13 protein-coding genes, 1 riboswitch and 1 other annotated feature are annotated in these 14559 nt (G+C 43.9%); of the genes, 5 read left to right on the plus strand and 8 right to left on the minus strand.

The annotated features are described in order from the left end of the window. Positions 1–20 precede the first annotated feature (20 nt). The 5 genes from hisB to L1D37_RS04360 form a co-directional block, all read right to left on the minus strand. Complete coding sequence (gene hisB, locus L1D37_RS04340; RefSeq protein WP_239846991.1) at positions 21–1109, minus strand: bifunctional histidinol-phosphatase/imidazoleglycerol-phosphate dehydratase HisB; 1089 nt, start codon at positions 1107–1109, stop codon at positions 21–23. A 132-nt stretch (positions 1110–1241) separates the two neighbouring features. Further along, positions 1242–2282 (minus strand): histidinol-phosphate transaminase, encoded by a 1041-nt coding sequence (gene hisC / locus L1D37_RS04345; protein ID WP_239846993.1) that lies wholly within the window; start codon positions 2280–2282, stop codon positions 1242–1244. A gap of 9 nt (positions 2283–2291) precedes the next feature. Then, complete coding sequence (gene hisD / locus L1D37_RS04350; protein WP_048668719.1) at positions 2292–3593, minus strand: histidinol dehydrogenase; 1302 nt, start codon at positions 3591–3593, stop codon at positions 2292–2294. Continuing rightward, complete coding sequence (hisG, locus tag L1D37_RS04355) at positions 3593–4489, minus strand: ATP phosphoribosyltransferase (protein ID WP_017060264.1); 897 nt, start codon at positions 4487–4489, stop codon at positions 3593–3595. The genes hisD and hisG overlap by 1 nt, the downstream gene beginning before the upstream one ends. 53 nt (positions 4490–4542) lie before the next feature. Beyond that, positions 4543–4678, minus strand: a sequence feature (His leader region). Positions 4679–4868: 190 nt separating this feature from the next. Continuing rightward, complete coding sequence (locus L1D37_RS04360) at positions 4869–6461, minus strand: Na+/H+ antiporter NhaC family protein (RefSeq protein WP_026084180.1); 1593 nt, start codon at positions 6459–6461, stop codon at positions 4869–4871. A gap of 112 nt (positions 6462–6573) precedes the next feature. Then, positions 6574–6751: riboswitch (Lysine riboswitch) on the minus strand. A gap of 364 nt (positions 6752–7115) precedes the next feature. On the opposite strand from L1D37_RS04360, the gene L1D37_RS04365 reads away from it, so the two are divergent. Then, on the plus strand, positions 7116–7526 hold the full coding sequence (locus L1D37_RS04365) for an H-NS family nucleoid-associated regulatory protein (RefSeq protein WP_017060262.1): 411 nt from the start codon (positions 7116–7118) through the stop codon (positions 7524–7526). A gap of 215 nt (positions 7527–7741) precedes the next feature. On the opposite strand, the gene L1D37_RS04370 is transcribed toward L1D37_RS04365, so the two are convergent. Both L1D37_RS04370 and L1D37_RS04375 read right to left on the minus strand, forming a co-directional pair. Beyond that, on the minus strand, positions 7742–9046 hold the full coding sequence (locus L1D37_RS04370; RefSeq protein WP_017631378.1) for an inosine/guanosine kinase: 1305 nt from the start codon (positions 9044–9046) through the stop codon (positions 7742–7744). Between the two features lie 102 nt (positions 9047–9148). Continuing rightward, the gene (locus L1D37_RS04375; protein ID WP_010439986.1) at positions 9149–9418 is read right to left on the minus strand and encodes a hypothetical protein; all 270 of its coding nucleotides are present in this window, start codon (positions 9416–9418) and stop codon (positions 9149–9151) included. Between the two features lie 204 nt (positions 9419–9622). On the opposite strand from L1D37_RS04375, the gene mnmA reads away from it, so the two are divergent. From mnmA to purB, 3 genes are all read left to right on the plus strand, one after another. Then, positions 9623–10759, plus strand: coding sequence for a tRNA 2-thiouridine(34) synthase MnmA (gene mnmA / locus L1D37_RS04380; protein ID WP_017631376.1), 1137 nt, complete (start codon positions 9623–9625; stop codon positions 10757–10759). A gap of 43 nt (positions 10760–10802) precedes the next feature. Beyond that, positions 10803–11420, plus strand: coding sequence for a high frequency lysogenization protein HflD (gene hflD / locus L1D37_RS04385; protein WP_146491851.1), 618 nt, complete (start codon positions 10803–10805; stop codon positions 11418–11420). 143 nt (positions 11421–11563) lie between these two features. Continuing rightward, on the plus strand, positions 11564–12934 hold the full coding sequence (gene purB / locus L1D37_RS04390; RefSeq protein ID WP_239846994.1) for an adenylosuccinate lyase: 1371 nt from the start codon (positions 11564–11566) through the stop codon (positions 12932–12934). Between the two features lie 293 nt (positions 12935–13227). Here the strand turns inward: purB and htpX are convergent, their stop codons facing one another. Further along, complete coding sequence (htpX, locus tag L1D37_RS04395) at positions 13228–14091, minus strand: protease HtpX (protein WP_102344686.1); 864 nt, start codon at positions 14089–14091, stop codon at positions 13228–13230. Between the two features lie 275 nt (positions 14092–14366). Here htpX and L1D37_RS04400 point away from each other — a divergent pair, with 275 nt between their 5' ends. Continuing rightward, entirely contained in the window at positions 14367–14534 is a 168-nt protein-coding gene (locus tag L1D37_RS04400) for a hypothetical protein (protein WP_017057057.1), read from the plus strand. The last annotated feature ends 25 nt before the right edge of the window (positions 14535–14559 follow it).

Here is a 14559-nt window from a genome sequence, read left to right on the forward strand (position 1 = left end):
TTTCCTTGCTAACGTTAGCCTTACAAGACGCCTTTGCTGCTTGGTAACTCATTACCTTCAACTTTGATTGCTTGGCGAAGAGTACGACCAAACGCTTTAAACAGGCTCTCAATGATGTGGTGATCATTATTGCCATCAGAAGAAAGGTGTAGCGTACAAGCCAGTGTGTCGGTTAGAGAGCGGAAGAAATGAACCACCATCTCGGTTGACAGATCACCTACTTGCTCACGGCTGAATTTCGCATCGAACTTCAGGTATGGGCGACCAGAAAGATCTAACGCACACTGAGCTAAACACTCATCCATTGGCAGGCTAAAACCAAAACGGCCAATACCACGTTTGTCGCCTAGCGCATCTTTCAGAGCTTGGCCTAACGCAAGTGCTGTATCTTCTACTGTGTGGTGATCATCAATGTGCAGGTCGCCTTTCACAGTTAGGTTCATTTGGAAACCACCGTGTGTCGCAATTTGATCAAGCATGTGGTCGAAGAAACCCATACCTGTGTCAATCTTATTACCGCCGGTTTCATCAAGGTTTACGGCTACCTTAATGTCGGTTTCTTTGGTGGTACGAACCACTTCAGCAACCCGAGCGTTAACCGTCAGATCTTTAACGATCTGTGGCCAGTTAAGCGTGCCTTCTGTTTTTGCATCCGGGCCATATTGAATACCGCGAATTGCCATGTTCTCAGCTAGTTGCAGGTCAGTCACTCGATCGCCAATTACAACAGAGTGTTGGAAGTCAACTTTACCGCCCTGTAGATATTCTTTAACCATACCTAGCTTAGGCTTACGGCAAGAGCAGTTGTCTTCGTCAAAGTGAGGACAAATAAGCACGTCATCAAACTTAACGCCTTGAGATTCGAAGAACTCCATCATCATGTTATGTGGCGCATCGAAATCTTCTTGAGGATAGCTATCGGTACCTAGACCATCTTGGTTAGTCACCATCACTAGACGGTAACCAGCATCTTGCAGTGCAAGCAGGCTTGGAATCACTAGCGGTTCAAATTTTAGCTTGTCTAAACGGTCTACTTGAAAGTCGACTGGCGGCTCAACAATTAAGGTGCCGTCACGGTCTATAAAAAGTATTTTCTGTTGTTTACTCACTTGAACTTCCTTTTAATTTTAAATCTGGTGGTCTAGCTAAAATCAAACGCTAACCCAAAATATTGGTTTCATTTGTCAGCCTATGATTAATCAACTCAAGACTGACAAATGTTATTACTGGTAAGCCTTTCGTTACTGAAAAAAGTTACGAATGAATCCAAGTGTCTTTTCGCACTCTTCGCGGTTACCAATACTAATGCGAACACAGTCTTCGATTGGCGAGTTACGTAAAATAATGCCACTGTCCCATGCCGCTTTAAATAATTCGTCGCCGTTAGGGAATTTAACCAATAGGTAGTTACCCCAACCATCAAATACTGTCACTTGAGGTAAGCCCAATAAACCGGCTTGTAGATAAGCGCGATTCGCACTTAAATCCAGAACCTGAAATTTCGCTCTTGCAAGACCTTGCTCTGAAAGTGCTTGAACAGCGATGTCAGCCACTGGGATTGGTACTGGGTATGGTGCAATCACCTTCAACAATACATCGATAAGCTCTTGGTTCGCTAGCGTAAAGCCACAGCGTAAACCAGCTAATGCAAAAGCTTTAGACAAGGTACGAAGAATCGCTAGATTCGGGTACTGTGCAAGCAAATCAACGGTTGATGCTTCAGGGCAGAAGTCGATGTACGCTTCGTCCATCACCACGATCGCTTTGTCTTGAGTCATTTCAAGCAGCTTAATGATGTCTTTACGATTAACCAAATTACCGGTTGGGTTATTTGGGCTACAAACAAACACCACTTTCACGTTGTCTAGTTGCGCTTCAATCGCAGGAAGATCCAGTTGCCACTCAGCGGTTAGAGGCACAACTTTACGCTCAACACCGATCGTCTCTGCACTGATAGCGTACATACCGTAAGTAGGTGGGCAGTAAAGAGTAGCGTCTTCGTTCGGCTCACAGAAAGCACGAATCAATAACTCGATGCCTTCATCAGCACCACGAGTCGTCAGTGTTTGCTCTGGTTTCACACCTGCATATTGTGCGTAAGCGTCAATCAACTCTTTAGGCTGACATTCGCTGTAGCGATTAAGACGAGACAGGTTTAGGCTGTACTCGTTATCAAACGGAGATTCGTTGGCGTTTAGCCATACATCACCCGTCCCGCCAATGCGTCTTGCAGACAAGTAAGGTGTTAGAGCCTGAACTTGTTTTCTTGCTAACTTTTCCATGCCCTACCCTTATTTCGCTTTATTTAACTTTTCAACTCGGATAGTCACAGCGCGTTTGTGTGCATCCAAGCCTTCGGCTTCCGCCATTGTTACTACAGTTGGCGCTAGGCCTTTCAAACCATCGGCTGTTAGCTCTTGTACCGTCATGCGCTTAGAGAAGTCAGCCAAACCTAGGCTTGAATACGTCTTCGTGTAACCGTAAGTCGGTAATACGTGGTTTGTACCAGACGCATAATCACCTGCAGATTCTGGAGACCAGTCACCAAGGAAGATTGAGCCTGCATTGTCTAACAATGGCAGCAGTTCACGTGGATTCTTGGTTTGAACAATCAAGTGCTCAGGACCGTAGAAGTTCGAAATCGCAATCGCTTGAGTGATCGATTCAGCAATGATAATTAAGCTTGAAGCCAATGCTTGCTGAGCGATGTTCGCACGAGACAACTCTTTCAGTTGTTTCTGAACCGCTTCTGTTACTTGGTCAGCAATCACTGGAGATGGCGTGACCAAGACCACTTGAGAGTCAGGACCGTGTTCCGCTTGGCTCAACAAATCCGCTGCGATGAAATCGGCATCAGCTGTTTCATCAGCAATCACCAACACTTCAGATGGGCCAGCAGGCATATCGATCGCCGCACCGCGGAAGTCATTGCTTACTTGGCGTTTCGCTTCCGTTACGTAGGCGTTACCTGGGCCGAAGATCTTATCGACTTTAGCAACACTCTCGGTACCGTAAGCCATTGCAGCAACCGCTTGACCACCACCAACGTTGTAAACTTCATCGATTTTACAAAGCTTAGCGACATACAAGATTTCATCAGCGATTGGCGGAGGTGAACAAAGCACCACCTTACGACAACCTGCAATTTGTGCAGGTACACCTAACATAAGAACCGTTGACGGAAGTGGCGCGCTGCCACCTGGAATATAAAGGCCAACAGTATTAATAGCGCGAGTCACTTGCTCACACACAACGCCCGGTTGTGTCTCAACCTTAATCGGTTGAGGCTTTTGAGCTTCGTGGAACTTAGCAATGTTGCTATAAGCTTGCTCTAGCGCTTGCTTCATTTCTGGTGTTAGACGAGCACACGCCTCTTCGATTTCATTTGAACTGACTCGAATAGATTCAGGAGTTACACCATCAAACTTTGCAGTCAGCTCTTTAAGCGCGGCATCGCCTTCATTTCGTACTTTTGCAATAACATCAGAAACAGTCGCTGTGATGTTTGCACCTTCAGTAATAGCTGGACGCTCTAATACCGAGTCTTGCTGTGATTCACTTAAAGATTGCCAAACAACGGTTCTCATCGTCACTACCCCATCATTTTTTCGATTGGTAATACTAGAATCGAGCTTGCACCCAACTCTTTAAGCTGTTCCATTGTTTCCCAGAACAAGTTCTCTGTACTTACTAGGTGCACGGCAACTTTGTCTTTGTCTGTAGATAGTGGAAGAACCGTTGGATCTTCAGCACCAGGCAGTAGTGCTTTGATTTGCTCTAGTTGAGAAGTTGGCGCGTGAAGCATGATGTACTTCGACTCTTTCGCTTGTTGAACACCCTGCATACGAGTCAGTAGTTTTTCAATCAGTGCGGTTTTGTCTGCGTCGAAATCACCAACACGTTGAATCAGTGTTGCTTTCGATTGGAAGATAGCTTCTGCCTCTTTTAGGCCGTTCGCTTCAAGCGTTGCACCTGTAGAAACTAAATCAGCGATAGCGTCTGCTAAACCAGCGCGAGGCGCGACTTCAACCGAGCCTGTTAGCATACAAGTGCTGAATTCAACACCCTGCTCGTCCATGTAGGCTTTAAGTAGCTGTGGGTAGGTTGTCGCAATTCGCTTGCCCGCTAAGTCTTGTGGGCCGTTGTATTCTTCGTCTTTGTTGATAGCGATAGAAAGGCGGCAACCACCGAAGTCTAAACGACGTAGTGTGCGGAACTCTGAAGGCTCTTTAAGAGCAACACGGTCTAGACGAACTTCTTCTAGCTCATTTTCACCGATGAAACCAAGGTCAACTACACCATCCATGATAAGACCGGGGATGTCGTCATCACGAACGAGTAACAAGTCGATTGGCATATTTAGTGAGTGAACCACTAGGCGCTCACCCATAATGTTAAATTTAACACCACATTTTTTAAGTAGGTCTTGGCACTCTTTACTTAAGCGACCTTTCTTTTGAATTGCGATTCTTAGGCGTTGTGTCTGCATTGCTGTATCCCTGTGCAAATATTTGAATTTATTGATTATTTAAAAGTACTAAAACTAAAAAACCCTCGGAGACTTTGTCATCCCGAGGGTTTAAATCTAAATTCTTTTGACTTAACCTCCGGGAGTAATCTTGCTCCCGGGTATACGTAAATCTCCCCGAAAGACTAGATAGGGTGATGATGGTGATGAATGTTCATTACTAATTTACGCATACTTATCAGCTCTTAGGTTGTTTGCTGTCTTGTCTCCACACTAACTAAGCTGACATCCTTTTTCAACCATTTATTCGAACTTTTTTCACGAAACTTAAAATTAAATTAACAGGCACAAAAAAGGGAGGCAAACGCCTCCCTGATAGTTTACTGATTAACTTTCAGTTTTAGCTTTTGCACGTCGCCATTTTGCAGCGAGAGAAGTACGCCAATGCAAAACATACAGCAACAAACGTTAGAGACGCTGCGCCAAATGCGATGCCAATTGAAGATGTCATACCTAGAGTGATGAAACCGATGCACGATACGAACGCTACAGACAACGCGTATGGAAGCTGAGTCGATACGTGGTCGATATGGTTACAACGAGCACCAGTAGAAGACAGAATCGTCGTATCTGAGATTGGAGAACAGTGGTCACCAAATACTGCACCCGCTAGAACCGCACTTAGCATAGGAAGAATCAGTGCGATATCCGATGCTGCTGCCATATCACCAGCTATTGGTAGCATGATGCCGAATGTACCCCAAGATGTACCTGTAGAGAACGCCATAACGCCCGCTAGAAGGAACAACATAACCGGTAGCCAGTGGTAATCAATGCTGCCTGTTACTAGAGACGATAGGTAAGAACCCGTTTTCATGTCGCCGATTACAGAACCGATAGTCCATGCAAACACAAGAATCAGAATCGCGCCAAACATAGAGCTAGCACCGATCCACATTGTTCTTGCGATATCAGCCATAGATAGCTTTTGCTTGAATACTGTCGCTAGTGCTACTAGTAAGCCGATAACACCACCGTAAACAAGAGACTTACCTACATCCGTGTTTTCGAATGCACCTAGAAGGTTGAATGCTTGGCCATCAGCAGCCAGCGCTTGGCCACCTGTGTAAAGCATTGCTGCCACTGTCGCTACAATTAGCGATACGATTGGCATAACAAGATCAGAAACTGAACCGTTTTCGCTCTCTTCGATATCTAGCTCTTCGTTTAGATCGTGAGCTTGCTTTTGATCGTTGTCGCCTTCAAAGCCACGGCCTTGAGATGCTTCGATTTCATGCTCACGCATCTTACCAACATCTAGACCGAACCATGCCACTGCGAACACCATTAGTAGTGCAAACACAGCGTAGAAGTTCATTGGAATAAGACGAACGTAAGCACCCAGTGCTGAATATTCAGTTACACCGTGTGTTACTAAGATGCCACCAATAATAGTAATGATGTAAGCACCCCAGCTAGAAGCCGGCATGATCACACACATTGGAGCAGCAGTAGAGTCGAGAATATAAGCAAGCTTAGCGCGAGATACGTAGAAACGGTCTGTTACAGGGCGAGAGATAGCACCTACCGCTAAGCTGTTGAAGTAGTCATCAACGAAGATGAATACACCTAGGAAAGCAGCAAGTAGCTTTGAACCACGTTTGCTTTTAACGCGAGACTGAGCCCACTCAGCGAATGCACGAGTACCGCCAGACAGTGTTAATAGTGCAGTTGTCATTCCAAGAATAATTAGGAATGCGATGATGCTCATGTTCCAAGTGTTGATGCCACCATCTTCGATGAAAACACCAGATGCTTTAGTAAACACGTAGCTCGCTGCATTACCTACTGAATAGTCAGCAAGTAAGATAGCACCCATGATGATACCGACACCCAAAGAAACCAATACACGGCGGGTAACAATAGCAAGACTTAAAGCCACAAGGGGCGGAAGCAAAGATAAAGGCGATGTTGCAAAATCTATTAAATTCATGATCTTCAAAAACCAGTTTTTTATTTGGCTAGAGATCTACTGCAGACAAACTTGATACGGCTGTTCAAGTTCATGTTGAACTAAGCGAAAGGGAAGTGAACACTTCACCCAACCCTACAGTAGCGCTCCATAGTTTAAAATTAAGACTATGGCAGTGTTGTACCTATTGAGCACAACCCCAGCAAATTGCTTAGATATACAATTTACTTCGGCAATTACACCTTTCATTCCCGCTCATTGGCATCACCCCAACGGAAGTTACTTTTTATAATTGCACCTCTACGTGCGATAACATTATTAACCGTGTAAACCAGAGTTTAACAACAAATTAACCAACGCATCGCATCAGGTAGCCGCAATTGTACTCATCAAGAGCAACAATGCAACATATCATTCCGAGAAAAATAGCTTTTTGTTAATGAACTAATCAATAGAAGAATAGTCTACACAAGTTAATTACTCCACCTGTCACATATCAGTTTTTCAGATAATCTTAATAATTATTATAAATTCAATAGAAATGTGCCTTTGAAATTTCAACTATTCATCTCACTTTTATATTTAAATATGTAATAGAAGAAATACTATTTGTTTTATTCCTAAGCTCTGTTTATTATTAGGATGATTATTTAGTTTACCTTGATGGAAAATATCATGTCTGAATTAACAAAAACTCTATTAAATATCCGTAGCCTTCGCGCATTCTCACGTGAATTAACTCTTGAGCAACTAGAAGAAGCGCTAGACAAGCTAACTATTGTTGTACAAGAGCGTCAAGAGTCTGAAGCTGAAGAACGTGCAGCTAAAGCAGAACAAGAAGCTAAGCTTTCTGCTATCGCTGAACAAATTGCAAAAGACGGAATTGATGTTGCAGATCTTATTGCAGCTCTTTCTGGCGAAGCAAAATCTAAAACAACTAAAGCTAAACGCGCTCCTCGCCCAGCGAAATACAAATATGTAGACGCAAACGGCGACGAGAAAACTTGGACAGGTCAAGGCCGTACGCCTTCAGCTATCCAAGAACAGCTAGATGCTGGTAAATCTCTAGAAGAGTTTGCTATCTAAGTTAAGCGTTCAGTTTACTGAGTGGGTAATCAATTACACACTTAGCAATAGAATTAATATTTAAGTCGACCAAAGTATTATTTACGGCTTCAATATATTCAGAAACAAAAAAGGCTCCTTTCGGAGCCTTTTTTATATTTTGTTACCCTTTAATGTTCTTTATAAACATAGATGCGCATTTGATAAACTCGTACGCATCGGATAAACAAAGTGTCTTATCTTTCCCAGTACGCTTCTTCTAGGCTATCTTCTCTTTCAGGAAGACCACGAGATAAACGTGGAGAGTGTTGAACTAACACTTCATAGCTAGCACGGTTTGAATATTTACAAACTTGTGAGAAAGAAGAATACGTCAAAAATGAATGTTGGTGCTTACTTGAGTTTGGCACGTTTTCTTTGTGGTACTTATTCGCAGCCATATCATGCAATAAAGCCGATAAAGCAGCATCACCTGCACCATTCGTATTTTTGATTTTTTCTGGGCCACCCATGTATGGCGCAATATGCGAATACACTTTAGTTGGGTTTTCACATAACTCTTTATGTGCAGGACGGCTAAATTCGAAACGGTTAAATTCAGCAATTGAACCAGGAAGTAGAGGCAGTGATGTTTCACGCTTCGCTGCGTCTTCCGTGTAACCCGCCATGAATAGGCCAACAGGGCCGGCAGTACATAGAACTAAGTCCACCCACTCTAGCGCTTTGTCTGAAGCAGCAAGCGGATCGCTTTCACCGGTTAGGGCTTCTGCTTCGTCTTCATTCATTGCAACAACCGTTACGTGCTGCTCTAAGAAGTCTTTCCAAAATTCTGGATCATCTTGAATAACGAACTTAGTACCTAGTGTTAAAACAACAGGCACATCGTATTTCTTCGCGTATTCAATCGCTTTCATTGTTGCTTCAGGCATAGGGTCACCTGGCTTACAACGAACTAAATAAGCAGTTAATACTAAAGCAGAAGCACTTTTGAAGATCTTTTCAGGAATGCTTTCTGGTTTTAGTTGGTTCATTTGTCCTTCGCTAATTGCGAAAGTACGTTCACCGTCTTCTGTAATTAATGCAAAGCAGCGACCAATTGCGCCATCTACCCCTTGTAAATGGTTCAGATCCATTCTGCTTGATGTATTACATAAATAACGGTAACCATAGCTACCAATCTTAATATCTTGGCTCATTACACCCAATAGTGTTGAACGATCGTCCGCCAATACTGAATAGTTGTGTAGTGTATTACCAATTGTGCCACCAGCGTATTCATTGGTAATCAGGCACTGTTCTTTTAATTCTTGATATAAAGATTCAGCGGCCTCGTCACCAATAACCAGTGAATGTCCCTTACTTAAACCGTACTTCTCAATAAGTTCAGAACTCACTTTTGCTTCAATATCCACCAAAGTTTGGTCAATACCGATAATATGAGTGCGTGACATTCTTTTACTGCTTTGAGCTTGGCTCACTAGAGGATCACGTGCGTGAACCGGAAAATAGTGCTTTGATTTACGTTGTCCAGGGAATTTCATAGGGCTAGTCTAAGTCAAGGGGAAATAGGTGGCGGATTCTACCGCGCTATATTTAACGCGGCAATCTTTCAAACTATAGCAAACGTTTGCTAGGGTATTTTTTTATTCGCCTTCCATAAAGCTTAAATCAGGTAGCATGCCCAAATGCTCGGCGTAACGCTTTTGATTAAACTCAGCGCCATTTTTCATAACGTCAAATACTTCGATAGCCAATGCACATGCCATTGCAGCAATCGCCTCTTCACGAGGAGTGCCTGTCATCATTAAACGCATTAGCGTCTCTTTTACTTTTACAGGTTCGCCATCTTCAAGCTGATTTTCAATAATCTCGATCAGCTCTTCTTCTTGCATAAATTCATTTTGTTCAGACATTTTTTTATCTCAGGTCTTGGATTTCGAGCGACTATGCCACATATACTTCTGACATCCTAGCGACTCACCTCGCTCTCATGCGATTCTCTAACAAAGTCAGCGCACTATTTGTGCAAATGAAACTGTGATTCCGGTCTCGGATCTGTCACGGCGTTTCTCTTTCTGTTAGAATCTGCGACCAAGTAATAGTAACGGTGTTTAGACATGTCAGATATCAGCTCTGGAAACAGCGAAAAGAAAGTAATTGTCGGTATGTCCGGCGGTGTAGATTCGTCAGTATCGGCGTATCTTCTTCAGCAACAAGGCTATCAGGTAGAAGGCCTTTTCATGAAAAACTGGGAAGAAGACGATAACGAAGAATACTGCACGGCAGCTGAAGATCTTGCTGATGCTCAAGCGGTATGTGACAAACTAGGTATCCACCTTCACACCATTAACTTTGCTGCAGAGTACTGGGACAACGTATTCGAATACTTCCTTGAAGAATACAAAGCAGGCCGTACGCCTAACCCAGATATCCTTTGTAACAAAGAAATAAAATTCAAAGCGTTCTTAGAGTTTGCTGATGAAGTACTAGACGCAGACTACATCGCGATGGGTCACTACGTTCGTCGTACTTTCCCAACTCAAGAAGAGCTTGATGCTGGCGTTAAACCAGAAATGCTACGTGGCCTAGATAGCAACAAAGACCAGAGCTATTTCCTATACACGCTAAGCTCAGATCAAGTAGCACGCAGCCTATTCCCTGTTGGTGAACTAGAGAAGCCTGAAGTGCGACGTATTGCTGAAGAGCAAGACTTGATCACAGCGAAGAAAAAAGACTCTACAGGTATCTGCTTTATTGGTGAGCGTAAGTTCACTGAGTTCCTAGGCAAATACCTACCAGCACAACCGGGTAACATCGAGACGCCAGAAGGCCAAGTTATTGGTCAACACCAAGGCTTGATGTACCACACACTAGGTCAACGTAAAGGCCTACATATCGGCGGCACTAAAGGCGGCGGCGGTAATGAAGAACCATGGTTTGTTGGTGAAAAAGACCTTAAGCGTAATGTACTTATCGCAGTACAAGGTAAAGACCACCCTCTTCTAAAATCAGAAGGCTTGATCGCATCTCAACTTCATTGGGTAAATCGCACACCAATTACTGAAGTTATGACATGCACGGTAAAAACACGTTACCGTCAAACAGATATTCCTTGTACAATCATCCCAATTGATGATGAGAACATTAAGGTTATTTTTGATGACCCACAAATCGCTGTGACCCCAGGTCAATCTGCAGTGTTCTACCAAGGCGAAGTATGTCTTGGTGGTGGTATCATCGAAAAGCGCATCTAATCAATCAAACGACAAACGATAGAAGACAACTAGGAGTTACTACGTGGCTAATACACTTTATGACCGTACTATTGCTTTCGCCGGAATTTGCCAAGCTGTGGCTTTGGTTCAACAAGTAGCGAAAGACGGCCATTGTGATAAAGATGCCTTCGAAGCTTCACTCAGTGCCATTTTAAATACCAACCCAGCGAATACCGTGGGCGTATTTGGACGTGAAGCGAACCTAAAGCTTGGCCTTGAGTGCTTAGTAAAAGGTATCGATAGTACTCCAGCAGGTAGCGATATCACGCGTTACATCATCAGCCTGATGGCGCTTGAGCGTAAGCTATCTTCTCGCAACGACTCTATGTCTCAGCTTGGCGATCGCATTCAAACTGCAGAGCGCCAAACTGAACACTTTGATCTGTTTGACGAGCAAATGATCAGCAACCTTGCGAGTATCTACCTTGATGTTGTCAGCCCTATTGGCCCACGTATTCAGGTTTCTGGTACACCGTCTGTACTTCAACAGACATCGAGCCAACATAAGGTTCGCGCACTGCTTCTATCAGGGATTCGAAGCGCTGTGCTATGGCGTCAAGTTGGCGGTAAACGTCGCCACCTTATCTTCGGTCGCAAGAAGATGATCGAGCAGGCTCAAATCCTACTAGCTCGAATGTAATTTATTAGCTCGCGCCTCGTCGCGAGCTTGTTTTTTGTATCAACACAACTCTCACGCAAACGATTGCGCAATATGCGTGACAATTGAGATTGTTACTGGTATAAACCTCTCAAAATTTAGAAAACTCAATTCAGGAGAACACCATGGAACTGTCAGCATTGACTGCTGTTTCACCAGTAGACGGCCGTTACGGAAGTAAGACTATTGCATTACGCAGCATCTTTAGTGAGTTTGGACTACTAAAGTACCGCTCTATCGTTGAAATTCGTTGGTTACAAAAGCTTGCAGCTACTGATGCAATCAAAGAAGTACCAGCGTTCAGTGCAGAAGCTAACCAGTTTCTTGATGAACTAGCCGCTAACTTCAGCGAAGAAGACGCTCTGCGTATCAAAGAGATCGAGCGCACAACAAACCACGACGTAAAAGCGGTTGAGTACTTCTTGAAAGAGAAAGTTGCGGGCGTTCCTGAGCTTCACGCAGTTAACGAATTCATTCACTTTGCATGTACTTCTGAAGACATCAACAACACATCTCACGCGCTTATGCTTAAAGAAGCTCGTGACACAGTGATTCTTCCAGAAATTCGTAACGTAATCGATGCTATCAAAGCACTTGCGAACGAGTACCGTGACATTCCTCTACTGTCTCGTACACACGGTCAGCCAGCTTCTCCTTCTACTATGGGTAAAGAGATGGCTAACGTTGCGTACCGTATGGAACGTCAATACAAGCAAATCGAAAGCGTTGAGATTCTAGCGAAAATCAACGGCGCGGTAGGTAACTACAACGCACATCTTTCTGCATACCCAGAAGTTGAATGGCACCAGTTCTCTGAAGAGTTCATCACTGAATCTCTTGGCGTAACTTGGAACCCGTACACAACTCAAATCGAACCTCACGATTACATCGCTGAGCTATTCGACGCGGTTGCTCGTTTCAACACGATTCTTCTAGACTTCGACCGTGACGTTTGGGGCTACATCGCTCTTGGTCACTTCAAGCAGAAGACTATCGCTGGCGAAATCGGTTCTTCTACAATGCCGCATAAAGTTAACCCAATTGACTTCGAAAACTCTGAAGGCAACCTTGGTCTAGCTAACGCTGTATTTGGCCACCTAGCACAGAAACTTCCAGTTTCTCGCTGGCAACGTGACCTAACTGACTCTACGGTTCTTCGTAACCTAGGTGTTGGTGTTGGCTACACAATCATTGCATACACTTCAACTCTGAAAGGTATTAGCAAACTAGAAGTTAACCGTGAAGCGCTACTTGCTGAACTGGACAAGAACTGGGAAGTACTAGCAGAACCAGTACAAACAGTAATGCGTCGTTACGGTATCGAGAAGCCATACGAGAAGCTTAAAGAGCTAACTCGTGGTAAGCGTGTAGATGGCGAAGGCATGCGTGCATTCATCGATGGTCTAGAAATCCCTGCAGACGAGAAAGTTCGTCTGAAAGAGATGACTCCAGCAAACTACATCGGTCAAGCAATCGAGCTAACTGACAAGCTGTAATATTCGAATTTCGAATCGCATAATAGACTAAGGCTTCCCATGTGGAAGCCTTTTTATTGCGTGGAACTAAATCTATAGCCAAAAGAATCGTCAACACAAGAACACCAAGTCTTCTCTAATTGATCGACTCGTCCCCTACTCATTCAATTTAATCACCTAGCGACAACTACACCTCGTATCTCATACTTCATGTCTTAACACTTGTTATCTTAAACGCCAAGAGCAAAAAAGGCCTCCCGAAGGAAGCCTTTAGATTATTCTTATCGACTAGCGATGACTAATCGCATTAGAAATTACATGTTACGTAGAGACGCAATACGCTTATCTAGCGGTGGGTGGCTCATTAGTAGCTCAGTAAGAGATTTCTTACCATTGATGCCAAACGCCATCATAGAACCTTCTAACTGTGGCTCGTGGCTCACTTTTAGACGCTCTAGCGCTGCAATCATCTTCTCTTTACCGACCAAGTGCGCAGCACCTGCATCGGCATGGAATTCACGATGACGGCTGTACCACATCGTAATGAAGCTTGCCAAGAAACCAAATACCAATTCCAACACCATAGACACACCGAAGTACACCATCATGTTGCTACCACCCTCCTCTTCGTTGTCATTCGACGCAACAATGTTCGCGATGAAACGAGAAAGGAAGATAACGAACGTGTTCACAACGCCTTGCATTAGCGTCATTGTCACCATGTCGCCGTTTGCGATGTGGCTAACTTCATGCGCTAATACCGCTTCAGCTTCGTCACGTGTCATGTTGTGTAGCAGGCCTGTTGAGACCGCTACCAATGAATCGTCACGCTTAGCGCCGGTTGCAAATGCGTTGATGTCTGGCGAATCGTAGATCGCCACTGTTGGCATACCAATACCAACTTGTTGAGCTTGACGGCTTACCGTCTCCATCAACCAATGTTCTGTTTCATTACGCGGGCTTTCAATGACCATGCCGCCAACTGAGCGTAGCGCCATTTTCTTTGACATCATTAATGAAATGAATGAGCCGCCAAAACCAAATACCGCAGCCATTAACAGCAAGCCTGAGAGGCTTCCTGGTTGCATACCTGTAACTGCGTATACAATATTAAGAACAACACTTAGTACCAATACAACCGCAAGGTTGGTTGCAAGGAACAACATTACTCGCTTCATTACTTATCTCCGCATGAAAGCTGTTTTTATAAAACTTATTGTTATAGACAAGGCAGACAGCAATTTATTCCAACCTTGAGACTTATACTTACTTATACATATAGTCTTAGATTAAGAAAACAAGGTTAAGCATTAAATTGCAACATTTGATTACGGGAGTGGTTCATTTCTCAATCGTCCATTAGACCTAAGTAGTATGGTTAACCACCAGTGATCCGTTTAGAGTGTCAGTCAATTACTGTATTGGCTAGTTCATGGAACAAAAGGAAAGGATCATGGTTGAAGGTACTAACACTCAAATGGCTATCGACTTACTGTGCTGTCACCTAGGGATTACTGAAGAAGAAGCAAAGAAACAGATCGGTATTCTTACGCCACAAGCAGCGCAAACCAATATAACAGAGACACAACAAGCACTAATGGGACTTACAAAAGAACATTGATCCCAAGCTTAACTCTACCCAGGCT

The sequence above is a fragment of the Vibrio sp. Isolate33 genome, from assembly GCF_022397895.1.
GTDB classification, from domain to species: Bacteria; Pseudomonadota; Gammaproteobacteria; order Enterobacterales; family Vibrionaceae; genus Vibrio; species Vibrio pomeroyi.

Excerpts from the sequence above, each read along its gene's own strand:
- hisC (WP_239846993.1), bottom strand. The coding sequence starts at position 2,282 with ATGGAAAAGTTAGCAAGAAAACAAGTTCAGGCTCTAACACCTTACTTG.
- hisG (WP_017060264.1), bottom strand. The coding sequence starts at position 4,489 with ATGCAGACACAACGCCTAAGAATCGCAATTCAAAAGAAAGGTCGCTTA.
- L1D37_RS04360 (WP_026084180.1), bottom strand. The coding sequence starts at position 6,461 with ATGAATTTAATAGATTTTGCAACATCGCCTTTATCTTTGCTTCCGCCC.
- L1D37_RS04365 (WP_017060262.1), top strand. The coding sequence starts at position 7,116 with ATGTCTGAATTAACAAAAACTCTATTAAATATCCGTAGCCTTCGCGCA.
- L1D37_RS04370 (WP_017631378.1), bottom strand. The coding sequence starts at position 9,046 with ATGAAATTCCCTGGACAACGTAAATCAAAGCACTATTTTCCGGTTCAC.
- L1D37_RS04375 (WP_010439986.1), bottom strand. The coding sequence starts at position 9,418 with ATGTCTGAACAAAATGAATTTATGCAAGAAGAAGAGCTGATCGAGATT.
- mnmA (WP_017631376.1), top strand. The coding sequence starts at position 9,623 with ATGTCAGATATCAGCTCTGGAAACAGCGAAAAGAAAGTAATTGTCGGT.
- purB (WP_239846994.1), top strand. The coding sequence starts at position 11,564 with ATGGAACTGTCAGCATTGACTGCTGTTTCACCAGTAGACGGCCGTTAC.
- htpX (WP_102344686.1), bottom strand. The coding sequence starts at position 14,091 with ATGAAGCGAGTAATGTTGTTCCTTGCAACCAACCTTGCGGTTGTATTG.
- L1D37_RS04400 (WP_017057057.1), top strand. The coding sequence starts at position 14,367 with ATGGTTGAAGGTACTAACACTCAAATGGCTATCGACTTACTGTGCTGT.